The sequence below is a fragment of the Streptomyces sp. R35 genome (genome assembly GCF_041053035.1).
GTDB classification, from domain to species: Bacteria; Actinomycetota; Actinomycetes; order Streptomycetales; family Streptomycetaceae; genus Streptomyces; species Streptomyces lutosisoli.
On record NZ_CP163440.1, the window covers coordinates 813,436 to 837,706 of the forward strand.

The following is a 24,271-nucleotide window of genomic DNA, read 5'->3' on the forward strand; positions in this document are numbered from 1 at the left end:
CCCCCGCCGCCCCTACCCGTCCCATCCCAGGGGCTCCGCCCCTTCAACCCCGGCAGGTAGTGCGTCGGGCGCGAGTGGGTGGGGGCTGATCGCGCAGTTCCCCGCGCCCCTAAAAGGGGCGCGGGGAACTGCGCAATCTTTTAGCGGGGGTCTGGGGGCGCAGCCCCCAGGGATGGGACGGGTAGGGGCGGCGGGGGCGAGAAACCCTTCAAGAGGACGACGGCTTGCCCGGTGTGTTGAGCCAGGTGTGGAACAGGGCGTCGAGGTTCTTCCCGGACTCCCGTTCGGAGAGGCGGATGAACTGGGCCGTGGTGCCGTGGCCGTCGCGGTGGGCGGTGGCCCAGGAGCGCAGGATGTGGAAGAACACCGGGTCACCGACGGCCGTACGCAGCTTGTGGAGGGTCATGGCGCCGCGGGCGTATACGGGAGTGTCGAAGATGTGCGCCCCGCTCCCGGGGTCGCCGGGCGGGAACGCCCACAGGTCGCTGTTCGCCGGACTGGCGTACAGCGAGTCGAAGGTCTTCTGCGCGCTCTTGCCGCCGTGTTGCTCCGTGTAGAGCCACTCGGCGTACGTCGCGAAGCCTTCGTTGAGCCAGATGTCCTTCCAGCGGGTGAGGGTGACGGAGTCGCCGAACCACTGGTGGGCGCTTTCGTGGACGAGGGTGCTCAGGTCCGGTGCCGAGTCGTAGACGGGCCGTGTCTGGGTCTCCAGCGCGTACCCGACCTGGGGTGCGCGGTCGACGATCGACCCGGCGGCCCGGAACGGGTAGGGGCCGAAGATCTCGCTCTCCCAGGCGAGGACCGACGGCAGCTTCTTCAGGACCGGCGCGGCGGCGGCCGCCTCGCGCGGGTCGACGGCGTTGTAGACCTTGAGGCCGTCCGCGGTGGTGTACTGCTCGACGTCGAACTTCCCGACGGTCGCGGTGGCCAGGTACGCCGCCATCGGCTCGGACTGCCGCCAGCGGAAGGTGGTCCGGCCGTGTGAGGTCTTCTGCCCGAGGAGAACACCGTTGGCCACGGCGGTACGCCCCTTCGGCACAGTGAGCTTGAAGTCGTACGAAGCCTTGTCCGTGGGGTGGCTGTTGGCGGGGAACCACGTCATGGCGCCCTGGGGCTCGCTCGCGACGAACGCGCCGTCGTCCGTGGGAATCCAGCCGTCGAGGGAGCCGTCGGGGTCCGTGACCGGCTTCGGGGTGCCGGAGTAGGTGACGGCGACGCGGAACTCCTGGCCCTTGCACAGCGCGTCCCGCGGGGTGACCACGAGTTCCTGTCCGTCACGGCGGAAGGACGCCTTGGCGTGGTCGATCGTGATGCCCGTGACCTTCAGGCCCTTGAGATCGAGGTCGAAGCGGGTCAGCCGCTGGGTGGCCCGGGCGGTGATGACGGCCTTGCCGTCGAGGTGACGGCTCTGCGGGTCGTAGCCGATGGTGAGGCCGTAGTGGTGGACGTCGTAGCCGCCGTTGCCCGAGAGCGGGAAGTACGGGTCTCCCGCGCCGGCGGAGCCCACGGTCCCGGCCACGGCCGGCCCGGCCCCCACGAGAAGGGCCGCGACGGCGACGGGGACCGCCGCGACAACGGCTTCTCGGCGAAGGACAGTTGTCCGTCTGGTCGTGGGCTGCTGCGGGCGTCGCGTCACGTTCGCTCCTCCGGTCGATGGAGATCACACAAGGGGTAGATGGCGATCACTCGGGGGTCGCGAGTGACCACACACGGGTCAGCGGTGATCACTCGCGCACAGCCTATGAGCCTCCTCGCCCCACAACCCCCTCATTCAGGTCAAGTTACGCCGGGCCTGGATCACGACCGTCCCCCAGAAAGCGTTGACACGGTCAGTGGGCCGGAAGACATAGTCGGTGGCGAAGCCCGACTCGGCGAGGATGCGCAGCCAGCCGGTGACGCTGTACATCCAGCGGACGGTCCACAGGGACCGGGCCGGGCCGGTGCGTACGAGCAGGCGGCGGCGTCCCTCGGGCGTCCCGGCCGAACGGGACAGGCAGGACAGCACCAACCGTCCGCCGGGCTTGAGCCGTTGGGCGACACGAGGCAGCAATCGGTGCGGATCGGAGAACCAGGCGGCACCGTAGTTGGAGAACACGGCGTCGAGCGGCGGCAGATGGGGCGCGATCGCCACGGCGTCGCCGAGCCACCACTCCAGCGCGTCGATGTCACGGAAGCTGGTGGCGGCGTGGTGAATGCGGACCGGGGAGACATCGATGCCGATGCCTCGGGCGATGCCGTGCTCGGCGAGACCTGCCAGCTGGGCCCCGTGTCCGCAGCCGAGTTCGGCGACGCACGCACCCGCGAGGGGGCCGAGTAGTTCGGGGCCGGGACCCGGAGCGGTGCGGAACATCCACTCCATCGCCTTCGGGAGGTCACGGTGAGGCCGCGCGACGAGGTTCCAGGTGGCCGCGTTGAGCTGGGCGTCGTACCAGGTCTGATCGGTGGTGACGGGCAACTCGCAACTCCTCTGGGCTCGGCCCGACGCGCCGCCGGCCGTGGGCTCGGCCCGTTGGCCGCCGGGATGTTCACGGAAGAGGACGGAAGAGGAATGGTTCTCACACCCAGGGCGGCGGCCCGTCCGGGATGAGCTGGTGGACGTCGAAGAGGATCGCGGACTCGACGCCGAGAGCGGGGCCGCCCATCCCGGCCGCCCAGGTTACGAACGGACGCGCCGCGAAGGCCCCCGCTCCCAGCCCCTTGGTGTATTCGGCGTGCGCTTCGAGCGAGGCTATTCCGCGTTCGAGGGGTTCGCCCGTGACGTCGACGCCGTGGGTGGGCTGTTGGGCACCGGCGAGGCACACCATCCGGATCCCGTTCCAGGGTTCCAGCCCTTCGTCGGCCAGTTCCGGGAAGATCCAGCGGTTTCCCGCGTCGCGTGCCGCGTCCAGGGTGGCCAGGCCCACCACCCGGTGGTCCGCCTGGTTCGTGATGCCGCCGACCATCCGCACGGTGAACGCGCCGGACACCACGACCTCGGGCCGGTGGCGGCGCAGCGCGCGCACGATGTCACGGCGCAGCGCCGGCCCGTATTCGACGACCCCGTCGCGGTGGTCGAGGAACTCGACGGTGTCGACGCCGACTTGCAGGGCACCGGCCCGTTCCTCGGCCTCGCGCAGCGGCGCCGCACGGTCCGGGTGCATGCCGTCGATTCCGGCCTCTCCCCGGGTCGCCAGCAGGTAGCTGATCTGCTTGCCCTGCGCCGTCCATCGGGCGACGGCGCACGCGGTCCCGTACTCGATGTCGTCCGGGTGCGCCGCCACCGCGAGACATCGCTGCCAGTCCTCCGGCAGCACGGGCAGGCCGGAACCGTCCGCGAAGTCTGCTTCATCCTGTGTGGGATTCATGCCCCGAATGATGGCGCGGGTACGCCATGAGAGACAGAGGCGTGCGCCTTCCTCGCCGTGCGCCGGTCCCCCTGCCGCTGCCCCGTGAGCCCGGTGTTTCAGGTGCTCTTCGTCCCGAAGCCCGAAGACCGCACCCCCTGGTCGGGATGCCGTACAGCGTGGTGAAGTTTGTCCACCCGCCCGGAGATCCGGCGCTCGGCTTCCGCCGCTGTCGGTCGACGGCGCATCATCGCCCCCGCACACCGCAGAGGAGACTTCTCGTGACCGGAACCTCGCACGCCTGGCCCCACGCACCGGTCAAGGTCGGGCTCGTCGGCGCGGGGCCATGGGCGCGCGCCGTGCACGCGCGCCTGCTCGCCGCCGGGCCAGAGACGCAGCTGACGTCCGTGTGGGCACGCCGCCCCGAAGCGGCGCGAGAAACGGCCGCTCCTTACGGTGCCGGCGTCGCCGCGACGTTCGAGGAACTGCTCGACGGCTGCGAGGCGGTCGCCTTCGCGGTTCCGCCCGCCGTGCAGGCGGAGCTCGCGTCGGTCGCCGCGAAGGCGGGCAAGGCCCTGCTCATGGAGAAGCCGATCGCGCTGGACCTGCCGTCGGCGCAACGCCTCGTGGACGCCGTCGACACCGCCGGTGTCGTCTCCCAGCTCGTCCTGACGAACCGTTACCACCCGGCCACCCGGCAGTTCCTGAAGGCCGCCCAGGGCCTCGACGTCGTAGGCGCACGGTCCTGCTGCCTGAGCGGCGCATTCCTGGGCGGTGACTTCGCGACCCCCTGGCGTCTCGAACACGGCGCCCTGCTGGACCTCGGGCCGCACCTTCTCGATCTGCTGGACGCGGCCCTGGGTCCCATCGTCCGTGTGCGCGGTGCCGGAGACCTCCGCCGCTGGATCGAGCTCACCTGTGAGCACGCGAGCGGGGCCATCAGCCAGGCGTCGCTGTCGGGGTCGGTCGACGTCGAGCGCGGCATCACGCGGATCGAGTTGTTCGGCCGGCACCCCGAGCTCGTGTTCGACAGCACCGCCCTCGACCACGAGGAGTCCTGGCCCGTGCTGCGCCGGGAGTTCGCCACCGCCGTACGGACGGGGCGGTCCGGCGAGCTCGATGCGCGCCGTGGGCTGTATCTGCAGACCCTGATGGCCCAGGCGTTGGAGAGCTAGCGCAGCGCCCCCGGAAGGCGACGCCGTTCAGGCGAAACGGCCGGCAACCGGGAGTGGGCGCGAGGAGGTGTGTCGACAACACAGCTGTGAGTCTTCCGCTGATCGCTCCCATGCTCGCCACACCCGGCACGCTGCCGCCCGCCGGGCAGGACATGCGCTGGGCGTACGAGACGAAGCAGGACGGGCAGCGTGCCGTGGTCTATCTGCCCGGGGACGGAAGCGTGCTGCTGCGGGCCCGGTCGGGCGAGGACATCACCGGCGCGTATCCCGAACTCCGTTCGCTGGGCGGCGTTCTCGGCGCGGCCCCCGCGATCCTGGACGGCGAGGTGCTGGTCCTGGACGAGCAGGGGCGGGGTGACTTCCAGCTCCTGCAGTCCCGTATGGGGCTGGCCCGGTCGCCGGGCAAGGCGGCGCGTCGTGCGGCGGAGGCTCCCGCGCATCTCGTCCTGTTCGACGTCATGTACCTGCGGGGCGATCTGACGGGCCTGCGCTACGCGCGCCGCCGGCACGAGTTGGAGGGGCTCGCGCTCGACGGGCCGTTCTGGTCGACACCGGCCGCGCTCGTCGGCCATGGGGAGCTGGCCCTGCGGGCGACTCGGGAGAGCGGCCTGGAGGGGCTGGTCTGCAAGCGGTTGGACTCCGTGTACGAGCCCGGGGTGCGCTCCCGCGCCTGGGTCAAGATCCGCAACGTACGGACCGTGGACGTCATCGTCGGCGGCTGGGTCCCCGGCAAGGGACGCCTGTCGGGGCTGCCCGGCGCCGTTCTCGTGGGACAGCGCGAGGCGGGGCGGCTGCGCTATGTCGGGAGCGTGGGCACCGGCTGGAGCGAGGCCGAGCGGTCGGAACTCGCCCGGCTCCTGCTGGCCGCCGCGACCGACCGCTGTCCGTTCGAGACCGTCCCACAGGTGGCCGCGGCGCACTGGGTCCTGCCGCGGCTGGTCGGCGAGGTCCGGTACAGCACCCGTACCCGGGCCGGACTGCTGCGGCAGCCGTCGTGGCTGCGCCTGCGCCAGGACCTGGCCCCCGAGGACTCCGCGGCCGACCTGCCCTAGGCGTGTGGACAAGGCACACGGACGATATGACCGCCCCGTGGGGCGGTCATATCGTGCAGCGCGCCGATTACGACAATCCGGAGCCGCCGCCGCCGAAGGACCCGCTGGATCCGGGGACCCAACGCTTTCGATGCTGGTCCGCGGCGTGCTTGCTCCCCACGGCATGGATGTTGTACGGCATCAGCCGCTCGCTCTCGTCCGCGGCGTGCGGTACTTCGTCGGGCTCCCGCCGCTCCCGGATTTCGTGAACCGCTCCGGAGGCGGGCAGCCTCGGCTGTTCATCGGGGCGAGGCGGGGCCGACTCCTGGCGCCGTACCTTGATGCCCAGCCGGACGGCCCAGACCAGCGCGCCGGCGATGAAGAGGCCACCGACAAAGGCGGCGACCGCGTTGACCGTCGAGTTCGCTGCGATCAGTTCATAGCTCGCGGTGTTCATGTGCTCGTGTACCCCCAATACCAGGGGAGACTTGCGTGGTGCCGCCGTCAGCGACGGCGATCCCATTATATTCTGCTTCATTCCGGACGGTGCGCCACGGCTCCGAACATCGTGACGGACATGTGCAGCGCACCCTGCGCGGCGGCCTCCGTGAGGTCCGCGTACAGGCGGTCGCGCTGCCCCTCGGTGATCAGCGCACGGCGCACGGCCGACTCACCCAGCATGCGGATCAGCGGCCAGGCGACCGAGGTGTGGTTCTGGAGCAGGGCCTGCGATCCCCGGTCGTCGATCACCAGACCGGCCGCCGTCAGCCGGCCCACCAGCTTGCGTCCGGAGTACGGGTCGGCGGCCGCGGACAGCGCGCCGGAGGTGAGGGCCGCGACGGTCTCGGGGTCGCCGGGGTGCAAAATCGTGGTCGCCCAGTCGGTGTCCAGCAGGGCGACCCGCCCGCCGGGGCGCAGCACGCGCGCGATCTCGGCGACGGCCTTCTCCGGTTCGAGGAGGTGCTGGAGCACCCGTTCGCACCACACCACGTCGACCGAGGAGTCGGGCACCGGCAGGGTGAGCGCGTCGCCGTCCACGAAGCGGGCCGGGCTGCCGGCCTCGGCCGCACGCTGTTCGGCCAGCGCGCGCAGCCCGGGGTTCGGTTCGATCCCGAGTACCTCGCCCCCGGGAGTCACGGCGGCCGCCAGGTGCCGGGTATGCGATCCGGTGCCGGAGCCGATGTCGAGCGCGCGCTCTCCGGGCCGTGCGGCCAGAGCCTCGTGCGCCCACGCCCGCAACCGTCGCACGCCGTCGTTGGCGTCCTGCGCGTCCAGTGCCCCCACCAGCCGTGCGACGCTCTCGGCGGTGATGTTCCGGGCATGGAATTCCGACGTAGGTCGTGTGTCCCCCATGGCGGTCACTCTATGACTGTCGCGGCCTCTTCCGGTGTCAGATGGTGTAACGCCTCAAGGCCGGTGTCACGGCGGCCAGGCCCAGTACGGCGGCGATCACCAGCAGGCCGCCGCCGGCGACCGCCGCGCGTGCCCCGAGGACCGATCCGACCGTGCCGTGCAGGACATCGGCGAGGCGCGGGCCGCCCACGACGACCACCGTGAAGACGCCCTGCATCCGGCCGCGCATCTCGTCGGTGGCGGCCGACAGCAGGATCGCGACGCGGAAGACGCCGGAGACCATGTCGGCGATCCCGGCCGCGGCGAGGAAGGCCACCGCCACCCACAGGCTGGTGCTGAGCCCGAACCCGGTGATGGCCGCACCCCATGCCGCGACCGCGACGATGACCATCAGGCCGTGTCTGCGGGCACGCGAGAAGGTGCCCGACATCAGTCCGCCGATCATCGCGCCGATGGGGATCGCCGCGAACAGCAGGCCGAGTGCGAGCCCTTCGCCGTAGGGCGCGTACGTGTGCGTGGCGAGTTGCGGGAACAGGGCGCGGGGCATGCCGAAGACCATGGCGATGATGTCGGCGAGGAAGGACAGCAGCAGCACCTTGTGCGCCGAGATGTAGCGGAAGCCGGCGGCGACCTCGCGCCAGCCCGCCCGCTGGGCCGCCCCTTCCGTCAGCGGGGGCAGGGCGGGGAGCCGCACCACCGCCCACACGGTGAAGCAGAGGGCGAGCGCGTCGATCAGATAGAGCTCGGGCAGGCCGACGACGGGGATGAGCACACCGGCGAGCAGTGGCCCCATCACCAGGCCGGTCTGCATGACGGTCGCGCCGAGCGCGTTGGCCGCGGGCAGTTCTTCCGCGGGGACGAGGCGGGCGATGGAGGCGCTGCGGGCCGGGGAGTTGAGGCCGAAGAACGCCTGCTGGAGGGCGAGCAGCGCCATCAGGACGAGCACCGAGTCGAGTCCGGTGACGGCCTGTATCCAGAAGAGCAGCGAGGTGACGGCTATGCCGCTGTTGGTGATGAGGAGCAGCTTGCGCCGGTCCATGCTGTCGGCGATGGCGCCGCCCCACAGCGCGAAGACCACGAGGGGCAGCAGTCCGGCGAGGCTCGCGTAGCCGACCCAGGCCGAGGAGCCGGTGATGTCGTAGATCTGCTTGGGCACGGCGACGGCGGTGAGCTGGCTGCCCACCGTCGTGACGACGGTCGAGGACCACAGCCGGCGGTAGGCGGGGCGGCGCAGCGGCCGGGTGTCCATCGCCCAGCGGCGCCATCCGCTCCGGTTCGCCCGCTCCGGTGCCGGTGTCCGGTCCTGTGCCGCGGGGCCGCTGTCCGTACTGCTCTCGCTCGTGTCCACGCTCGTCCTGGCTGCTCGATACATCTTTCGGTCCAGGGATCACTATGGCCGAGCGGGAGCGGAACGCGTCCACGGGGGACCGGACTTGCGGGGGCCGCAGGACTTACGACGCCTCAAACACCGGCGATCAGCGAGGCACCCATGGCGATCATCGTCGTGGCGACCAGGCCGTCCAGCACACGCCAGGACGAGGGCCGGGCCAGGAAGCGGCTGAGCAGCCGGGCGCCGAAGCCGAGCGCGGCGAACCAGCACAGGCTGGCCAGGGCCGCGCCCAGGCCGAAGGTCCAGCGCAGCGGGCCGCGGTCGGCCGCGATCGAGCCGAGCAGGAACACGGTGTCGAGGTAGACGTGCGGGTTGAGCCAGGTCAGCGCCAGACAGGTGAGTACGGCACGACGCCGCGAGCCCGTCGGCACGGTCGCCGCCTGTAGGGCCGAGGGTTTCAGGACCCGCCGTGCCGCGAGGAATCCGTAGACCAGGAGGAAGGCGCCGCCGACCAGCCCGACCGCGGTGAGGGCCGCCGGCCAGGCCACCACCACCGCGCCCACCCCGCCGACACCCAGGGCGATGAGCGCCGCGTCGGACAGGGCGCAGATGCCCACCACGGCGAGGATCGCGTCCCGGCGGATGCCCTGGCGCAGCACGAACGCGTTCTGGGCGCCGATGGCGACGATAAGGGAGAGGCCGGTGCCGAATCCGGCGGCCACGGCGGTCAGGGCGGCTGTCATGACATCGACGCTAGAAAGAGAATCGCCAGGAGTACAGCTAAAGATTCTTACGTATCATTAGCGCTCGTGATGACGGAACTCCCCCTCGACCAGGTGCGCACGCTCCTCGCGGTGGTCGACGAGGGCACCTTCGACGCGGCGGCCGCCGCCCTCCATGTGACGCCGTCGGCGGTCAGCCAGCGCGTCAAGGCGCTCGAACAGCGCACGGGCCGGGTCCTGCTGATGCGGACGAAACCGGTGCGGCCGACCGAGTCGGGCGAAGTCGTGGTGCGCTTCGCGCGTCAGCTGGCCCGGCTTGAGCGCGACGCGCGGGGCGAGCTCGGCCTTACCGGATCCGGGGAGCCGACGCGGCTGTCGATCGCCGTGAACTCCGACTCCCTGGCGACCTGGTTCCTGCCCGCGCTCACCCGCGTCCCGGAGGAGCTGCGGCTCTGTTTCGAGCTGCGCCGCGAGGACCAGGACCATACGGCCACGCTGCTCCGCGAGGGGCTGGTCATGGCGGCCGTGACCTCGTCACCCGACGCGGTCACGGGCTGCTCGGTCCGCGCGCTCGGCCGCATGCGCTACCTGCCGGTCGCGAGCCCCGGTTTCGCCGGGCGATGGTTCGGCGGCCCGCCGAAGACGCCGTTGCGGGACGTGATCGGCGACGCGCCCCTGGTCGTGTTCGACCGCAACGACGGCCTCCAGGACGACTTCGCCCGCGCGCTCCGGGGCGAACGCGGCGCCGGCCCACTACGGCACTTCATGCCCACGTCGGAGGGGTTTGTGGACGCCGTCGTGGCCGGCATGGGCTGGGGAATGGTGCCCGAGGTGCAGGCCGAACCGCTGCTGCGGGCCGGGCGGTTGGTCAACCTCGCACCGGACCGGGCGGTCGACGTTCCGCTGTTCTGGCAGCAGTGGAAACTCGACTCCCCCGCGCTCGCCGCCGTCGCCGCGGCTGTGGCGGCCGTCGCCGCCGAGACGCTCGCTCCCGGACCGGGTTCCTGAATCACTCGCCTCCGAGCGGCTCCCGAACCTCGTACGACCCGGTATCTTCGCGCTGGGCACAAGTGAGCACGGCCGTGGAAAACGGCCGCGCGCCCCCGTGCCCCGGAGGGCTTCGAGGTGCGGTCAGGGGCCTGGAAGGCGCATTCTTGCTGTGGTACCCCCCTGGCGGCGGGCGGACGAGGGCAGACCGATGACTGGGAGCGCCGAGCGTGAGGACCAGGCGCTGGCAAGCCTGGCCGCTCTGCTCAGCGGCGCCGTGACGGACGCGATCCGGGCGGCGCGCGGCTTCGCGGGAGGCGTATACCTGCGTTCGAGCACGCCCGGACTGCTCAGGCTGGCCGTGCTCGCGGGGCTGCCCGGCCCGCTGTTCCGCCCCTGGTGGCGCATGCACGTGGACCGCCCGTTCCCCGCCGCCGACGCCCATCGGCTCGGCGTGGAGGTGCTGCTCGCCGACCCCACGGAGACGATGCGCCGCTACCCGCAGCTCGCCGCGGGACTGCCGTTCCCGTTCGGTTCGCTGTATGTCCCGGTGGTGGGCGCCGCGACGCCGTTCGGCGTCCTGACGGTGCTGCGGCCCTCGGCTTCGGACGCCACCGAGGTGCTACCGGACCGGGACCGGATGACGGCGGTGGCCGATGAACTGGGTGCCGTTCTGGCGTCACTGGACAAGAACGGGCAGGGCGTCCTCTGGGACGGGGAGCCGCTGTGCACGCGGCCACCGGCCGACGCTCCGTCCTCCCGGTGTGTCGGCGGCTTCACCTGGGACCCCACCGACGGCACGGTCATCGCCGACGACGCCCTGTGGGCCCTGCTCGGCACCAGCCGCGAGGGCTTCACCGGAACGCCGGAGGCGCTGGCCCGCGCGGTCACCCGCGACGATCCCCGACTGCTGCTGGCTGCGCTGCGCGACACGGCGGCCGGGAGCCCGCCGCCCCACCCGCTGCCGGTGCGTACCGCGGACGGCGGACTGCGTCTGCTGGAGCTGTGGATCTCTGGTGCCGCGCCCGCCCCGCCGTACCGGGTCAGCGGCGTGGTCGTGGATCCCGGCCCGGGCCCGGCGGCGGACGGGGCGGCGGATCTGCTGCCGGAGGGTGTGTTCGCCTTCGACCGGCTCGGACTGATCACCTACGCCAACCCGCGCGCCGCCGAACTGCTCGGCCGGCCGCTCCCGGAGCTGCTGGGGCGGCCCCTGTGGGAGGCGGTGCCCTGGCTGGACCGGCCGGCCTACGAGGATCATCTGCGCGGGGCGCTGCTGTCGCCGGATCCGGTGCACTTCCAGATCAGACGCCCGCGCGGAGACGGCCGCGAGGCGACTCCGGGGCGCACCGGAGGCACCTGGCTGATGCTGTCCGTCTACCCCGGCCCCAACAGCCTGACGTGCAAGATCGTGCCGATGGGGCGGGTCGCGGACACCGCGGAGGCCATCCCGTACGACGAGCGGGCGATGGCGGCCGTGCCGGTGGGGCCCGAGGCCGACGAGCCCATGAGCGGTGTCCCGACGACACCGCCGCAGTACCGGCCCATCGTCCTCGCCATCGCACTGACCGAGGCGGTGACGGCCCGCCAGGTGTCCGAGGTGGTGATGCGGGAGCTGCTGCCCGCGTTCGGCGGACGCCGGCTCGCCATCTATCTGCTCCAGGACCGGCGCATGTACCTGGCCTGGGAGACCGGCTTCCCGCAGGGATTCCTCGCCCCGTTCGACGGGGTGAGCCTGGACGCCAAGCTGCCCGGCGTCGAGGTACTCACCAATGGCCGCCCGCTCTTCTTCGAGTCGATGCGGCAGCTGGCGGCCGCCTATCCGGGTATCGCGCTGGACGCCAAGGAGGGGGCCCGTGCCTTCCTGCCGCTGATCGCCTCGGGGCGGCCGGTCGGCTCCTGCATCCTGGGCTTCGACCGCTCCCGCGACTTCACCACCGAGGACCGTACGGTGCTGACGGCGCTCGCCGGGCTGATCGCGCAGGCCCTGGAGCGGGCCCGGCGCTACGACGACGAGTCCGCCCTCGCCCGCGGGCTCCAGGAGGCCCTGCTGCCACACCGGCTGTCGGCACACCCGCTGGTGAAGACGGCCGGGCGGTATCTGCCCGGCACCGTGGGCATGGACGTGGGCGGCGACTGGTACGACGTCGTGAAGGCGGGCGACGGGCTCGCCCTGGTCATCGGCGACGTACAGGGGCACGGCGTACAGGCGGCGGCCACGATGGGCCAACTGCGCAGCGCCGTAAGGGCGTTCACGCTCGGCGACCATTCCCCGGACGAGGTGATGAGCGGCACCAACCAGCTGCTCATCGATCTCGATCCGGGTCAGTTCGCCAGTTGCTGCTACGTCAGGGTCGACCCGGTCACGGGAGTCGCCCGAGCCGCCCGGGCCGGGCATCCGCAGCCCCTGCTGCGCCACCCCGACGGCCGCACCGAGGTGCTGGACCTGCCCGGCGGGGTGGTGCTCGGAGTGGACCCGCGGGCCCAGTACCCGGTGACAGAACTGCAGCTGGAACCCGACGCCGTGCTGGCCCTGTACACGGACGGCCTGGTCGAGCGGCCCGGCACCGACATCGACGAGGGCGTCGAGATCCTCCGCGCGGCCCTGGCCCGCGCGGGCACCCCGCACGGCAGGCCGGGCAGCCCCTCGTTGTCCCGTGCGGCCGACCTGCTCACCGCGGAGGCCCGGCAGGCCACCGAGCGCCCCGACGACATCGCGCTCCTCCTGACGACACGCAGGTCGCCGCGCGGCAGTGGCCACTAGGCCCTGACGAGGACCGTGCCGTTCCTCTCAGTGAGCGGCGTCCAGCCGGGCCCGCTGATCCGCCGTCAGTTCCAGCTCCACCGCGGCCAGGTTCTCCTCCAGCTGGGCCACGGAGGACGCCCCGGCGAGGGGGATCACCGGCAGCTCGGCACCGATCTGCCAGGCCAGCACCACCTGGTTGAGGCTCGCCCCCGTCTCCTTCGCCACGTCCCTCAGCACGGCGAGCCGGGCCGGCGTTCCCGGGTGGTCGTAGTCGGACGGCAGCGGCTTGTCCGGGCGTACGTACGCGCCGGTCAGCAGGGGTGAGTAGGCGACCAGTGTCAGCGTGGGCTCGGCTCGCAGATAGCTGAGCAGTTCCCCCGCCGCCGCGCCGAGGCTGCCCTCGGGGAAGAGCTCGCTGGGCACGTCGGCGCGCGGCCGCAGGAGGCTGTGGTGGTACTGCAGGACCTCATAGCCGGGCAGTCCCGCCGCGGCGGCGAGGGCGCGGGCCCGCTCCACCCGCCAAATGGCGTGATTGCTCACCCCGAGCAGCCCGACAGCGCCCTCGGCGACCAGCTCGCCGAACCCCTCCACGGTCTCCCGCGGTTCCACGGTCCGGTCCTCGATGTGCGCGTACAGCAGGTCGATCTTCTCCACGCCGAGGCGTTCCCGGCTGCGCTCGGCCGCCTCGCGGATCACCTTGGCGGACAGGCCCTCCGGGTTGTCGATGTAGCCGGTGCCGGGCGCCAGTGGCCGCGCGCCCAGCTTGGTCGCGATGACGATCTCGTCACCGATGCCGCGGCTGCGCCGCCAGCGCCCGAGCAGCGCCTCGCTCTGGCCGCCCTGGCTGTCGTCGGTCCAGAAGGCGTAGTTGTCGGAGGTGTCGATGAAGTTCCCGCCGGCCTCGACATAGCGGTCGAGGACGGCGAAGGAGGTCTTCTCGTCCGTCCGTGAGCCGAAGAGCATCGCACCGAGTGCGAGCACGCTCACCTCACGGCGGGTCTTCGGGTCGGTGCCGATCGTGCGGTACCTCATGGTGTCCCTCCCGTTCGGGCCCGAAATCCGCGGGCCTGAACGGGAGTCTGGAACTTGAAGTGCTCTTCAAGTCAAGCCTTCTTGTCAAGCCTTCTTGAACGGTCCTTCCAGGGCCGCCCATTGCAGCAGCATGATGGTCTTCGCGTCGGCGATCTCCCCGGTGCGGATCATGTCCAGGGCGCTACGGAAGGGCAGTTCGACGATCTCGATGTCCTCGCCTTCCTCGTCAAGCCCTCCGCCCTCGTGGGTACGGGTGGAGGGGCCGTACGAGGCGGCATAGAAACTCACCCGCTCGGTGACCGAGCCCGGGCTCATGTAGATGTCGAAGACATGGTGGACGTCGCCGACGGTGTGCCCGGTCTCCTCGATGACCTCGCGCCGCACGGCGACTTCGGGATGCTCGTCCTCCTCGTCGAGCAGCCCGCCCGGTGTTTCGATCAGCATGCCGTCGGGGTGCCCGTTGACGTACACGGGGTAGCGGAACTGCCTGGTCAGCAGCACGGTTTCGCGTTCGGCGTCGTACAGGAGGAGGGTGGCGCCGTTGCCGCGGTCGTGCGTCTCGCGTTCCTGGGTGCTCCAGGTGCCGTCGGCGTGCCGGAAGTCGAAGGTGGTGGTGCGCTCCACGTACCAGTGGCAGGACAGGAGTTGTACGTCCCGGATCTTGACGCGGGGGTTGCCGGTCAGGTCGCGGCCGACGCGGTCGAGTCCGGTGCGGCCCCGGCGGTCCGGGGTGTCGACGCCTTCGGTCATCGTGCGCGGCCCGGGCGGGAGCGGGAGAAGTCGTTCATGGCCACTGTCTACCATCTCGAATCGAATACCGAGGTCACAGCGGGGCTTCGCGCGTCTAGGCTCACGGCATGGAACAGACGGAGATCATCCTGCGCGCCATCGGCGTCCTCACCGAGACCAACGCGATGGTGCGCAGGATCGCCCAGGACGAGGACGCCGAGGTCGAGTCGGCCGAGACCCACCTCGGCGCGCTGGTCACGGAGGTGTTCCCCCGCGTCGAGGTGCCCGCCGACGCGGGACCCGCGGAAGCGGGCCAGGCCGTCGCCGACGCCTACCTGCCGGCCGCCATCTCGCTCGTGGGCGCCTTCGCCTTCCTCTTCTCCGAACTCGCCGACATCCACGACTCCGGACGGACCGACATCAAGACGGCCGATCTGCTCCGGGACCTCGCCCTGCGCATGTCCAGGGCGGAGAACACCTAGGGATCAGCCGTGCACGGGCCTGCCCGGCGCCCCCGGTCACCTGCTGCTGGACCTGGCCACCACGGTGAGGTCCGGCTCGGCCCGAGGTGTCAGGCGGCCCGAGCGGGCCAGCAGGCCGACGCATCCGGCACAGAGGGCGCCCGTCAACGCGAGCGCCCACCACGTCAACTCCGGGTGCCCCTCGCGTTCGGCGGCGTCCCAGAGGGCGCCCGTGATCAGGTTTCCCAGAGTGATGCCGAGTCCGGAGACGGAGTTGTACAGACCGTAGTGGGTGGCGACCAGCCGCCCGCCGGCGAGGAAGACGACGGTGTCCATCTCGAACGGATAGACCACGGCCGTGCCCAGTCCGAGCAGGGTGACCGTCGCGAACAGGGGTGCCAGAGCCGTCAGCCGGCCGATGGCACCGGTGTCTCCGGTCACCGCTCCGGTGCCGAGGAGCATCGGCAGGAAGGCGGCGCCCATGAGCGCGATGCCGTGGACGATGGCGCGACGCGCGGTCCATCGCGCCCGCACCCATGCCGTGATCTTCATCTGCCCGGCCACGGCCACCCCGGCGGAGACCGCGAACAGGGCCGTGGTCACCGCGTCGCCACTGCCCGGGGCCACCCGGTGCGCCTGCAGCGGCAGCGCGAGGTAGACCTGGAAAGACAGGACGTACGAGCCGATCATGGCGGCGGAGAAGAGCAGGAACGGCCGGTTGCGGACGACGGTGCGCCAGTCGGCGAGCACGCCGCCGGGTTCAGCCCTCGGGCTGCCCCCGCGATCGGGCAGCATGCGGAACTGAACGACCGTCAGGGTGAGGAACAGCAGCGCGGCGACGGAGCAGACCAGCCCGAAGTCGGCGGACAGCAGGGCGAGTCCGACCAACGGGCCGACGAACATCCCTGCCTGGTAGAAGACGTTGAACGTCGCGAACGCCTCCACTCTGCGCTCCCCCACCTCCTGCGCGAGACAGGCCCGGACCGCCGGGTTGAACAGGGCTCCGGCGAACCCCGTCAACGCCGAGGCCACGACGAGAGCCGGCAGCGAGTCCACGAACCCCAGCAGGCCGAATCCGACGGTCCGGAGACCGCATCCGGCCATGATCATGGGTTTGTGGCCGAGCCGGTCGGCGAGCGTGCCACCGACCAGGAACATCCCCTGCTGGGTGAAGTTGCGCACCCCCAGCACCAGGCCGACCGCCCAGGCGGCCATCCCCAGCCCGTCCGCGAGATGAACGGCGAGATAGGGCATCAGCATGTAGAAGGCGGTGTTGATGGTGAACTGCTGAACCATCAGCAGCCGGACGCATCCGTTGAACGAACGGAACTGCTCGGCGAGTGACTTCATCGCGCCGCCCCTTCCGTCCCGACGGGTGCGGTGACGCCGGCGCAACGGGTCCAGCGCTCGACCGTACGCTCGCCGGGGTGCGCGATCTCGTCCGGCTCGGCGGCCGGGAGACGGCGCAGGAGGTCATGGGTCCGGCAGTAGTCGTCGCTGTAGACCGTGTCCCAGTAGCGGTGCACACCGTCGGGGAAGACCGCCGCGATACGGGTGCGCGCGGGCTCCGTACGGGCCAGCCAGTTCGCCACCAGCGCCACCGCGCCGACGCTCCATCCGCCGCTGGCGTAGTGGCCGCGGGCCAGTTCGCGGCAGGTCCACACCGCCTCGCCGGGAGCGACCCAGTGGACCTCCGCGAAGGCCGCGTGGTCGACGTTGCCCGGATGGATGCTGCTGCCGAGGCCCCGCATGAGGCGCGGGCCCGCCGGCTGGCCGAAGACGGTCGAGTGCACCGAGTCGACGCCGACGAGTCTGAGCTCCGGGTGGAAGGCGCGCAACGTGCGGGCGATACCGGCCGAGTGTCCGCCGGTGCCGACCGCGGCCACGAGGACGTCGATCCGGCCGAGCTGGACGGTGAGTTCGAGGGCGAGCGGGGCGTAGGCGGCAACGTTGTCGGGATTGTTGTACTGGTCGGGGCACCAGGCCGAGGGCGTACGGGCGAGCAGTTCACCGACCCGTTGCCGGCGGGCCTCCTGCCAGCCTCCCACCGGGTGCGGCTCGGTGACGACGTCCACGTGCGCGCCGAGGGCGCGGAGCTGGTGCGCCATCAGTGGCTCCAGGCCGGGGTCGGTGACCAGAGTGACCGGGTGGCCGTAGGTGATCCCGGCCAGCGCCAGGCCCAGGCCGAGGGTGCCGCTGGTGGACTCGATGATCGGGGCGCAGGGCGCGAGGTCGCCGCGCTCGCGCGCCGCGGAGACCATGTGCAGCGCCGCGCGGTCCTTGATGCCGCCGGGGTTGGCGCCTTCGAGTTTGGCCCAGAAGCCCCGTCCCGCGGGGTTGAAGGGTTCGCCGATCCACAGGACGGGGGTGTTGCCGACCAGGCCGGCGGGTGACCGGCGCGGTGCGCCGAGCGGGTCGGGGAGTTCATGTGCCGCGAGGAAGGAGGAGATGTCGCGCGAGGAGATCCTGCGCAGGGCCGTGCTCATGTCGTGGTCCTTCCGCGGCCCGCGAGGAGGCCGCGTGTCTGTGCCGTACGGGAAGGTGTGCCGGACACCCGGCGGATGCGCCGGGCGGGCGACGTCACGTACGGCTGACGCAGACGAGTCGCAGCAGTCGGGGACCGCCGGGGGACGGCCCGTCGGAGGTTTCTCGTCCTCCGGGTGGGCCGCCGGATGTCGCCCGGTCTTCCCCGCGTCGGCGGAGCACGAGCAGGGCGAGCAGAGACAAGGCCAGCAGCAGGGCTCCTGCCGGCGCGCGTACGTTCGCGGTCCAGTCGGCCGGGTCGCAGCAGGTGGCGCCGTGTCCCGGGTGGTCGTCGCCTTCGCCGTCCGCCGCGCAGTCCGACGCGTCGGAGACCTGCGGCGGGTCGTCGGCGCCGGACGCCGCGTGCACCGAGGACGCGGCCGCCGCAGGGTGGGTGTGGCTCGCGGCCGCATGCGCGGCACACGCCACGACGTGGGCCATGAGCAGCAGAGCCAGGCCCACGAGGAGTGCGAGGGTCGGCTTGCGCGACGCCGTGCGGCCGACCGGTTCCTGCGGCATGTGACTGATCGTAAGCGGAACGTCACGACGTGGGCGTATTAACGCTCTTCCGGGTGAAGCCGCCCGGTGCCGGCTGACCTGACACCGATGCCCGCCGCCGCACGGCCGCTCCACTTTCGGTACTGTCGCAGAGCAACATCCGGAGCGATCACAGGCGGAGACCCCAGAGTGCGTGTGAGCCGAAACGTACGGACAGGAGCGGCCCTCGGGCACCTTCTGCTCGTCGTGGTGCTGGCGCTGGGCGTGTTCGTCATGCATACCGTGGGACACCCCGCCGGCTCCTCCGGCTCCGGGATGGGCGCCGCGTCCCAGGCGTCGACGACGTACACGCCGTCCGCGGCGCACGACCCCATGCGGGCTCCGGCGTCTTTGGATCAGGGTCACGCGCTGGATCCCGCGCACACATCGTCCTCGCACGAGCCCGCCATGGCGATGGACATGCTCTCGCTGTGCATGGCGGTTCTGGTCACCGCGTGGGTGCTCGCCGCGCTCCTGCGCATGGCGTTCTCCCGCCGCCCCGACTGGCTGGCGACCCTCCTCGCCGAGGCCCCGGTCATGCTGCGGCCCAACCCTCCGCCACGCGGCCCCGATCTCACCCGGTTGTCGGTCCTGCGGCTTTAGGCCGAACCGCCCTCGCGGACGCGCACCCCTGCGCCGTCCCGCGATGACGCGTACGCCAAAACAGCCAGAGAACCCACACACGAGGTGAATTCACGATGACTGCCTTCACGCGCGCCCTGCGCCGCCAGCCCGCCCGACGCATCGCGGCCGCCGGCGTCGTAGCCGCGGGAGCCCTGCTGCTCTCCGCCTGCAGCAGCGACAGCACCGGTATGAGCGGCATGGACCACGGCAGCAGCAAGAGCTCCGCGTCAGCGACGGCGGCCGCCAAGTCCGAAGCCTTCGACGACGCGGACGTCACCTTCGCTCAGTCGATGATCCCGCACCACCAGCAGGCCGTGGAGATGGCCCAGCTGGCCGACGGCCGCGCCTCCGACTCCGAGATCAAGGACATCGCCGCGAAGATCGAGAAGGCCCAGGACCCCGAGATCAAGACCATGACGGGCTGGCTTCAGTCCTGGGGCAAGCCGACCGCCATGGGAAACATGCCCGGGATGGACATGGGCGACGGAATGATGTCCGACAAGGACATGAAGGAACTCAAGGCCATGAAGGGCACCGAGTTCGACAAGATGTTCGCCCAGATGATGATCGACCACCACAACGGCGCGATCGGCATGGCCAGGACCGAGCAGAAGAGCGGCCGGAACACCGACGCCAAGACGATGGCCGACGGCATCGTCACGGGCCAGTCCGCCGAGGTCAAGCAGCTCCAGGGCATTCTCGACCGGCTCTGATCCGCAGCACGCGTGACCGCTCGGGCTCCGTCAGGGGCCCGAGCGGTCACGCGTTCGACCTCATCTCCGGGGCGAGGTGGCGATCCTTCGACATGACCCATCCGAACCCGCCGCCGCACCGAATCCCCCTCGCAGTAGGCCCGCACCCGCTCCTGCACATTGATCGCATATAAGGTGTGGGCGCAGTAATGGCCGGTCAGGATCGCCCCGAGAGAAGCAGCCCATGAGCACGAACGCCGCGCCCGCCCAGCGGGCCACCGCACGAGGCCGCCGCTTCGACAGCGGAGAGATACGCCGCCTGGTGGCGATGTACGGCTTCGTCGCGGCGCTCCACGTCGCGGGCTTCGGACTCTTCGCGTACTACAACGCGCGCTACCAGGGGCTCACCGACAGCCACGGCACACTGCTGTACGCGGGGGCCGCGGGGCTCGCCTACACCCTCGGCATGCGCCACGCCTTCGACGCCGACCACATCTCGGCCATCGACGACACCACCCGCTACCTGCTGCAGAAGGGCAAGCGCCCGCTCGGTCTGGGTCTCGCCTTCTCACTGGGCCACTCGTCCGTCGTGTTCGGCCTCTCCGTCGGCATCGCCTTCGCCGCCCAGGCCGCGAACCGCTTCCAGGCGGGCTTCGCCGAAATAGGCAGCGTCGTGGGCACGCTGGTCTCGGGGGTGTTCCTGTACGCGATCGCCGCGCTGAACTTCGCCGTGCTGCGCGGCATCTTCAGGACCTGGCGCGAGGCGAAGGCGGGCCGCCACGAGAAGGAGGAACTCGAGCAGCTGCTCGCCGACCGCGGTCTGATGAACCGTGTCTTCAAGGGCCGCTACAACAAGTTCATCGAGCACACCTGGCAGCTCTACTTCGTGGGCCTACTCTTCGGCCTGGGCTTCGACACCGCCACCCAGGTCGGCGCGCTGGGCCTCGCGGCGGGCTCGGCCGCGGACGGCACCCTGCCGCCGCTCGCCATCATCGCGCTGCCGCTGATCTTCGCCGCCGGAATGAGCCTGATGGACACCACGGACGGCGTCTTCATGGCGAAGGCGTACGAGTGGTCGTTCTCCAACCCCGTCCGCAAGATCTACTACAACCTCACCATGACGGGACTGTCGATCTTCGTCGCGTTCGTGGTCGGCACGGTGGAACTGGTCTCCCTGCTGGCGGACCGGTTCGGTGCGGCCGATCGACGGCCCTGGTCGTGGCTCACCGGCATCGACCTCAACACCATCGGCATCGTCATCGTGGTCACCTTCCTGGTGACCTGGATCGGCGCCGTCGCCCTGTGGAAGCTGCGCCGTTTCGACGAGCGGTATCCGGTGCCCCAGGGAGCCATGGAGCAGTAAGGCCGCCCTAAGTCGGCGTCAGCGGGCCCTGGAGATCCTGTTTCGTCGTACGACGAAGCGGCCCAGACCCGTCAGGACAGTGACCTTCAGCAGGACGACCGCCAGGACCACACCCACGGCCCATCCCGTCCACCGCCAGTTCGCGAGCAGGACTCCGCCCAGCCCGAGGTGTACGGCGACGGCGAGCACACCGACGGCCACGAGGGCCGCCGTCCTGGCGCGCCGACCTCGTCGTACGACCTCTCCTCGCGTCGCCGGAGCCGCGCCGGCGGCGTTGTCGTCGGCCGGCTCCATCGCGGCCTCGGGCTCTTCCCAGGCCACCGTCAGCTCCTCGCGCCTGCCGAACCTCTCGACGTGCCCGGTAACGAGATCCTGGAGCCGGCGCAGGTTCTCCTCGTCGACGGCTTCGACGTGTGCGGTCAGCGCGCCCGGTTCGGCCCGCAGCTCGCACCGGCCCCAGGGAAGGCGGACGCTCCCCCGCGTCTCGGACCATTCGACCTGCGCCTGGGCTGCCACCGCCCGCGTCTCCTGCAGCGCCTGCGCGTCCTCGCCGTTGTGGCCGCGCGGCCGATGTCCCAAGTGCCGCCCCTTGTTGTCGAAGTGCTTGCAGAGCTGCACGAGATACCGGCTCGGACGATCGGTCTCGACGCGGGCTTCGGCGGTCAGCATGGTGTTCCTTTCTCCGCGCGGGCGGTGAGGTGCCGCCCCGCGGAGGCTCAGATGCGGGTGAGGGCGACCAGCCAGGCCTGGATGCCGGCGGCGTCGGTGGTGATGTCGAGCGTGGCCGGTTCGATCGAGTCGATGCGCCATCCGTCGGCGAACGCGGCCTCGATCTCGCCGCGCGTCAGCCGGTGCACGTGTCCCCACTCGCCCGGCTGCCGGTCGCTGAAGGCGAGGATGAAGCAGCGGCCGCCCGCCGACAGCACGGACCGCAGGCCGTCGACGTAGGCGGCGCGATCGTGGTCGTCGAAGATGTGGAAGAGCCCGCAGTCGAGCACGGTGTCGAACCGCTCGTGCAGATCGGCCAGTCGACGGGCGTCGTGGCGCATGAACCGCGCCGGGCGGCCTCGGTCGCGGGCCTTCGCTTCGGCCACGCGCAGGGCGTTGGAAGCGAGGTCGACGCCCGTCGCGTCCAGACCGAGACCCGCGGCCAGCAGCGCGTGCTCACCGGTTCCGCAGCCCGCGTCCAGCACCCGGCCGCGGAGGGCACCGGCCTCGGCGAGGGCGAGAAGCGCCGGCTGAGGGCGGCCGATGTCCCACGGCGGCGGACTGGCGTAGAGGTCCTCCGGCCTGCGCGAGGTCTCGGGATCGTAGTGGGGGTGAGGGGTCGAGCGAGCCATGGTCGTGTCCTTCCCTGGCCGTGACGGTCCGGATTCCCGGTGCCGACTTCAGCTTTATCGAGACACTATGTCGCTGTCAACTCATTCTGTCTCGTCAACGTCGAGTCGTACACTGAGCAGGTGCCGAAGCTGTGGAACGAGACGATCGACGCGCACCGGGCGGCGGTGCGCACCGCCGTCATGGACACCACCGCGGCGCTGGTCGCCGAACACGGACTGGCGTCGGTGACGATGTCCCAGATCGCCAAGGAGTCCGGCATCGGCCGGGCGACGCTGTACAAGTACTTTCCGGATACCGAAGCGATCCTGCTCGCCTGGCACGAGCGGCAGATCGGCGGCCACCTCGATCTCCTCGTCGAGGCCCGGGACCGGGCCGTCGGCCCCGGTGAGCGACTCAAGGCCGTGCTGGAGGCGTTCGCCCTCATCTCCCACGAGTCCCGCCGGCACCATGACACCGATCTCTCGGCGTTCCTGCACCGGGATCAGCACGTCACTGAGGCACAGCAGCGACTCCACGGCATGGTCCGGGATCTGGTGGCCGAGGGCGTTCGCACCGGCGACCTCCGCGGCGACATCGCCCCCGGCGAGCTCGCCACCTACTGCCTCCACGCCCTCACCGCGGCCGGCGACCTCCCCTCAAAGGCCGCGGTGCGCAGGCTCGTGAGCGTCACCCTGACCGGACTGCGTCCCGACGACACTCCTTGAGCCGGGCATGTCCGGGTTTCCCGCACCCACGGTTCCCCGTCGACCGCGGTGCGGTCAGGCGACGTCAGTGCACATGCGGGCCCCCGGTCATCCGAGGCTTCCCGCGCGGTACGAGCAGCAGCGCGACCCCGGCCGCGACGGCGGCGGCGACCGCGCTGAGCGTGAACGCGTCCCTGAAGCCGTCGATGACGCCGTGCTCGATGCCCTCAGCCGCGATGGTGGACGTGACAGCCACGCCGATCGAACCACCCACCTCATGGAAGGTGTTGACAACACCCGAGGCGAGCCCGGCCTCCTCGTGCGCGACCATGGCCAGCGCCGTGGTCATGGCGGTGACGAAGACCGCGCCGATGCCGAGCGAGGCGACAGCGAGGCCCGGCAGCAGGTCGGCGTACACGCTGCCGTCGCTTGACAGCCAAGCCAGCGGCACGGTCCCTGCCGCCGCGACCAGCATGCCGCCCACGGCGGTCGGCCTGCTGCCGATCCTGCCGACGAGCCGGGATCCGAGATGGGCGCCGAGTGCGGTGGCCACGGCCACGGGTAGGAACACGAGCCCGGTCTTGAGCGGGCTGAAGCCGCGTCCGTGCTGGAGGTAGACCGAACCGAGGAAGAAGAACGCGATCAGCAGCGCCGTGGCGATCAGCATCAGGAACGCGCCCGCCACGACGGGACGGCGGGTGAGCATCCGCAGGTCCATCAGCGGGGCTCGACTGGATCGCTCGACCGCTACGAACGCTCCGTAGAGGAGCGCCGCCCCGAGCAGCGGCAGCAGCGCTGTGGCTGCGCTCCAGCCGCCGTCACCCGCCTTGACCAAGCCGTAGATGAGTGATCCGGTGCCCGCGGTGACCAGCAGCGCGCCGGGCAGGTCCAGCCGGGCGGGCTGCGGCGGGCGGGACGGAAGAACGGCGGGCAGTGCGGCCAGGGCGAGAATCCCGATGGGCACGTTGATGTAGAAGACCCATCGCCAGCCGGGGCCGTCGGTCAGCATTCCGCCGAGCAGCACGCCGACCGCCGAGCCGGTACCGCCGATCGCCGCCCAGACGCTGAGCGCCTTGTTGCGCTCCGGGCCGTGGAAGGCGGTGGTGAGGATCGAGAGGGCGGAGGGAGACAGTAAGGCGGCTCCCACGCCCTGGAGTGTCCGCCCGCCCAGCAGCATGGGCACGCCCGTCGCGAGTCCGGTGATCAGGGACGCCGCGGTGAAGAGGGCGAGCCCGGCGAGCACGGTGCGATGGGCGCCGAGCGCGTCGGCGAGCCGGCCGCCGAGCAGCATCAGCCCGCCGAGGCACAGGGTGTAGGCGGTGACCACCCAGGTCAGTGTCTCCCGGCCGAGGTCGAGGTCGGCGGCCATGTCGGGCAGGGCGACGTTCACGACGGTGACGTCGAGGATGAGCATGAACTGAGCCAGGCAGAGCAGCGCGAGCATCACCCAACGGCGCGAATCGGCCGTTTGAGGGGATGCGGACGCGCGCTCCGCACCGACAGTGCTGTGCGTCATGACGACTCTCCAGGTGTGACAGACAGAGGGTTCCGCACGAACCCCACCATGTGAACTGTACGGAACAGTTCACATGAACTCAACCGTTCAGTTCACTACCTGGATA

At 71.1% G+C, this 24,271-nt stretch carries 24 protein-coding genes; 9 read left to right on the top strand and 15 right to left on the bottom strand.

The window, feature by feature from the left end; translation table 11 throughout:
- Positions 1–208: 208 nt before the first annotated feature.
- From AB5J50_RS04070 to AB5J50_RS04080, 3 genes are all read right to left on the bottom strand, one after another.
- The gene (locus AB5J50_RS04070; RefSeq protein ID WP_369254942.1) at positions 209–1,636 is read right to left on the bottom strand and encodes a M1 family metallopeptidase; all 1,428 of its coding nucleotides are present in this window, start codon (positions 1,634–1,636) and stop codon (positions 209–211) included.
- 135 nt (positions 1,637–1,771) lie between these two features.
- The gene (locus AB5J50_RS04075; RefSeq protein WP_369254944.1) at positions 1,772–2,455 is read right to left on the bottom strand and encodes a trans-aconitate 2-methyltransferase; all 684 of its coding nucleotides are present in this window, start codon (positions 2,453–2,455) and stop codon (positions 1,772–1,774) included.
- A 100-nt stretch (positions 2,456–2,555) separates the two neighbouring features.
- Positions 2,556–3,344 (bottom strand): PIG-L deacetylase family protein, encoded by a 789-nt coding sequence (locus AB5J50_RS04080; protein ID WP_369254946.1) that lies wholly within the window; start codon positions 3,342–3,344, stop codon positions 2,556–2,558.
- A gap of 260 nt (positions 3,345–3,604) precedes the next feature.
- Between AB5J50_RS04080 and AB5J50_RS04085 the strand changes: the two genes are divergently transcribed.
- Positions 3,605–4,498 carry a Gfo/Idh/MocA family protein gene (locus tag AB5J50_RS04085; protein ID WP_369254948.1) on the top strand — a complete coding sequence of 298 codons (894 nt, stop codon included), beginning with the start codon at positions 3,605–3,607 and terminating at the stop codon, positions 4,496–4,498.
- Between the two features lie 86 nt (positions 4,499–4,584).
- The gene (locus AB5J50_RS04090; protein WP_369254950.1) at positions 4,585–5,550 is read left to right on the top strand and encodes an ATP-dependent DNA ligase; all 966 of its coding nucleotides are present in this window, start codon (positions 4,585–4,587) and stop codon (positions 5,548–5,550) included.
- 67 nt (positions 5,551–5,617) lie between these two features.
- Here AB5J50_RS04090 and AB5J50_RS04095 read toward each other — a convergent pair whose 3' ends face one another.
- From AB5J50_RS04095 to AB5J50_RS04110, 4 genes are all read right to left on the bottom strand, one after another.
- Positions 5,618–5,986 carry a DUF6479 family protein gene (locus tag AB5J50_RS04095; RefSeq protein ID WP_369254953.1) on the bottom strand — a complete coding sequence of 123 codons (369 nt, stop codon included), beginning with the start codon at positions 5,984–5,986 and terminating at the stop codon, positions 5,618–5,620.
- Between the two features lie 77 nt (positions 5,987–6,063).
- The gene (locus AB5J50_RS04100; protein ID WP_369254955.1) at positions 6,064–6,882 is read right to left on the bottom strand and encodes a methyltransferase domain-containing protein; all 819 of its coding nucleotides are present in this window, start codon (positions 6,880–6,882) and stop codon (positions 6,064–6,066) included.
- A 37-nt stretch (positions 6,883–6,919) separates the two neighbouring features.
- On the bottom strand, positions 6,920–8,254 hold the full coding sequence (locus AB5J50_RS04105; protein WP_369254957.1) for an MFS transporter: 1,335 nt from the start codon (positions 8,252–8,254) through the stop codon (positions 6,920–6,922).
- 89 nt (positions 8,255–8,343) lie between these two features.
- Entirely contained in the window at positions 8,344–8,955 is a 612-nt protein-coding gene (locus AB5J50_RS04110) for a LysE/ArgO family amino acid transporter (RefSeq protein ID WP_369254959.1), read from the bottom strand.
- 66 nt (positions 8,956–9,021) lie between these two features.
- Between AB5J50_RS04110 and AB5J50_RS04115 the strand changes: the two genes are divergently transcribed.
- Both AB5J50_RS04115 and AB5J50_RS04120 read left to right on the top strand, forming a co-directional pair.
- The gene (locus AB5J50_RS04115) at positions 9,022–9,942 is read left to right on the top strand and encodes a LysR family transcriptional regulator ArgP (protein ID WP_369254961.1); all 921 of its coding nucleotides are present in this window, start codon (positions 9,022–9,024) and stop codon (positions 9,940–9,942) included.
- A 190-nt stretch (positions 9,943–10,132) separates the two neighbouring features.
- Complete coding sequence (locus AB5J50_RS04120) at positions 10,133–12,682, top strand: SpoIIE family protein phosphatase (RefSeq protein WP_369254963.1); 2,550 nt, start codon at positions 10,133–10,135, stop codon at positions 12,680–12,682.
- A gap of 27 nt (positions 12,683–12,709) precedes the next feature.
- Here the strand turns inward: AB5J50_RS04120 and AB5J50_RS04125 are convergent, their stop codons facing one another.
- Both AB5J50_RS04125 and AB5J50_RS04130 read right to left on the bottom strand, forming a co-directional pair.
- Positions 12,710–13,696, bottom strand: coding sequence for an aldo/keto reductase (locus AB5J50_RS04125; protein WP_369254965.1), 987 nt, complete (start codon positions 13,694–13,696; stop codon positions 12,710–12,712).
- A gap of 84 nt (positions 13,697–13,780) precedes the next feature.
- Complete coding sequence (locus tag AB5J50_RS04130; RefSeq protein ID WP_369254967.1) at positions 13,781–14,446, bottom strand: NUDIX domain-containing protein; 666 nt, start codon at positions 14,444–14,446, stop codon at positions 13,781–13,783.
- A 107-nt stretch (positions 14,447–14,553) separates the two neighbouring features.
- Here AB5J50_RS04130 and AB5J50_RS04135 point away from each other — a divergent pair, with 107 nt between their 5' ends.
- Positions 14,554–14,907, top strand: coding sequence for a hypothetical protein (locus AB5J50_RS04135; protein WP_330302229.1), 354 nt, complete (start codon positions 14,554–14,556; stop codon positions 14,905–14,907).
- A 36-nt stretch (positions 14,908–14,943) separates the two neighbouring features.
- On the opposite strand, the gene AB5J50_RS04140 is transcribed toward AB5J50_RS04135, so the two are convergent.
- From AB5J50_RS04140 to AB5J50_RS04150, 3 genes are all read right to left on the bottom strand, one after another.
- Entirely contained in the window at positions 14,944–16,236 is a 1,293-nt protein-coding gene (locus tag AB5J50_RS04140; protein WP_369254969.1) for an MDR family MFS transporter, read from the bottom strand.
- Positions 16,233–17,372, bottom strand: a complete 1,140-nt coding sequence (locus AB5J50_RS04145) for a PLP-dependent cysteine synthase family protein (protein WP_369254970.1) — start codon at positions 17,370–17,372, stop codon at positions 16,233–16,235. Before AB5J50_RS04145 ends, AB5J50_RS04140 begins: the two co-directional genes overlap by 4 nt.
- Before the next feature lie 94 nt (positions 17,373–17,466).
- Positions 17,467–17,928 (bottom strand): hypothetical protein, encoded by a 462-nt coding sequence (locus AB5J50_RS04150; protein ID WP_369254972.1) that lies wholly within the window; start codon positions 17,926–17,928, stop codon positions 17,467–17,469.
- A gap of 168 nt (positions 17,929–18,096) precedes the next feature.
- Between AB5J50_RS04150 and AB5J50_RS04155 the strand changes: the two genes are divergently transcribed.
- From AB5J50_RS04155 to AB5J50_RS04165, 3 genes are all read left to right on the top strand, one after another.
- Complete coding sequence (locus tag AB5J50_RS04155) at positions 18,097–18,549, top strand: hypothetical protein (RefSeq protein WP_369254974.1); 453 nt, start codon at positions 18,097–18,099, stop codon at positions 18,547–18,549.
- Positions 18,550–18,644: 95 nt separating this feature from the next.
- A complete protein-coding gene (locus tag AB5J50_RS04160; RefSeq protein ID WP_369254976.1) occupies positions 18,645–19,283 on the top strand; it encodes a DUF305 domain-containing protein in 639 nt (212 codons plus the stop codon).
- A 223-nt stretch (positions 19,284–19,506) separates the two neighbouring features.
- Positions 19,507–20,625: a HoxN/HupN/NixA family nickel/cobalt transporter gene (locus AB5J50_RS04165; RefSeq protein ID WP_327426249.1), complete on the top strand. Its 1,119-nt coding sequence runs from the start codon at positions 19,507–19,509 to the stop codon at positions 20,623–20,625.
- 18 nt (positions 20,626–20,643) lie between these two features.
- Here AB5J50_RS04165 and AB5J50_RS04170 read toward each other — a convergent pair whose 3' ends face one another.
- Together AB5J50_RS04170 and AB5J50_RS04175 are read right to left on the bottom strand one after the other, a co-directional pair.
- Positions 20,644–21,294 (bottom strand): DUF2218 domain-containing protein, encoded by a 651-nt coding sequence (locus AB5J50_RS04170; protein ID WP_369254978.1) that lies wholly within the window; start codon positions 21,292–21,294, stop codon positions 20,644–20,646.
- A gap of 47 nt (positions 21,295–21,341) precedes the next feature.
- Positions 21,342–21,965, bottom strand: coding sequence for a class I SAM-dependent methyltransferase (locus AB5J50_RS04175; RefSeq protein ID WP_369254980.1), 624 nt, complete (start codon positions 21,963–21,965; stop codon positions 21,342–21,344).
- 120 nt (positions 21,966–22,085) lie between these two features.
- Here AB5J50_RS04175 and AB5J50_RS04180 point away from each other — a divergent pair, with 120 nt between their 5' ends.
- Entirely contained in the window at positions 22,086–22,670 is a 585-nt protein-coding gene (locus AB5J50_RS04180; protein ID WP_369254982.1) for a TetR/AcrR family transcriptional regulator, read from the top strand.
- Positions 22,671–22,734: 64 nt separating this feature from the next.
- Here the strand turns inward: AB5J50_RS04180 and AB5J50_RS04185 are convergent, their stop codons facing one another.
- Positions 22,735–24,165 (bottom strand): MFS transporter, encoded by a 1,431-nt coding sequence (locus AB5J50_RS04185; protein ID WP_369254984.1) that lies wholly within the window; start codon positions 24,163–24,165, stop codon positions 22,735–22,737.
- Positions 24,166–24,271: the final 106 nt, after the last annotated feature.

Coding starts and splice junctions, on each gene's coding strand:
- AB5J50_RS04080 (WP_369254946.1), bottom strand. CDS start 3,344: ATGAATCCCACACAGGATGAAGCAGACTTCGCGGACGGTTCCGGCCTG.
- AB5J50_RS04095 (WP_369254953.1), bottom strand. CDS start 5,986: ATGAACACCGCGAGCTATGAACTGATCGCAGCGAACTCGACGGTCAAC.
- AB5J50_RS04100 (WP_369254955.1), bottom strand. CDS start 6,882: ATGGGGGACACACGACCTACGTCGGAATTCCATGCCCGGAACATCACC.
- AB5J50_RS04105 (WP_369254957.1), bottom strand. CDS start 8,254: ATGTATCGAGCAGCCAGGACGAGCGTGGACACGAGCGAGAGCAGTACG.
- AB5J50_RS04110 (WP_369254959.1), bottom strand. CDS start 8,955: ATGACAGCCGCCCTGACCGCCGTGGCCGCCGGATTCGGCACCGGCCTC.
- AB5J50_RS04120 (WP_369254963.1), top strand. CDS start 10,133: ATGACTGGGAGCGCCGAGCGTGAGGACCAGGCGCTGGCAAGCCTGGCC.
- AB5J50_RS04125 (WP_369254965.1), bottom strand. CDS start 13,696: ATGAGGTACCGCACGATCGGCACCGACCCGAAGACCCGCCGTGAGGTG.
- AB5J50_RS04130 (WP_369254967.1), bottom strand. CDS start 14,446: ATGACCGAAGGCGTCGACACCCCGGACCGCCGGGGCCGCACCGGACTC.
- AB5J50_RS04135 (WP_330302229.1), top strand. CDS start 14,554: ATGGAACAGACGGAGATCATCCTGCGCGCCATCGGCGTCCTCACCGAG.
- AB5J50_RS04140 (WP_369254969.1), bottom strand. CDS start 16,236: ATGAAGTCACTCGCCGAGCAGTTCCGTTCGTTCAACGGATGCGTCCGG.
- AB5J50_RS04145 (WP_369254970.1), bottom strand. CDS start 17,372: ATGAGCACGGCCCTGCGCAGGATCTCCTCGCGCGACATCTCCTCCTTC.
- AB5J50_RS04150 (WP_369254972.1), bottom strand. CDS start 17,928: ATGCCGCAGGAACCGGTCGGCCGCACGGCGTCGCGCAAGCCGACCCTC.
- AB5J50_RS04160 (WP_369254976.1), top strand. CDS start 18,645: ATGACTGCCTTCACGCGCGCCCTGCGCCGCCAGCCCGCCCGACGCATC.
- AB5J50_RS04165 (WP_327426249.1), top strand. CDS start 19,507: ATGAGCACGAACGCCGCGCCCGCCCAGCGGGCCACCGCACGAGGCCGC.
- AB5J50_RS04170 (WP_369254978.1), bottom strand. CDS start 21,294: ATGCTGACCGCCGAAGCCCGCGTCGAGACCGATCGTCCGAGCCGGTAT.
- AB5J50_RS04175 (WP_369254980.1), bottom strand. CDS start 21,965: ATGGCTCGCTCGACCCCTCACCCCCACTACGATCCCGAGACCTCGCGC.
- AB5J50_RS04185 (WP_369254984.1), bottom strand. CDS start 24,165: ATGACGCACAGCACTGTCGGTGCGGAGCGCGCGTCCGCATCCCCTCAA.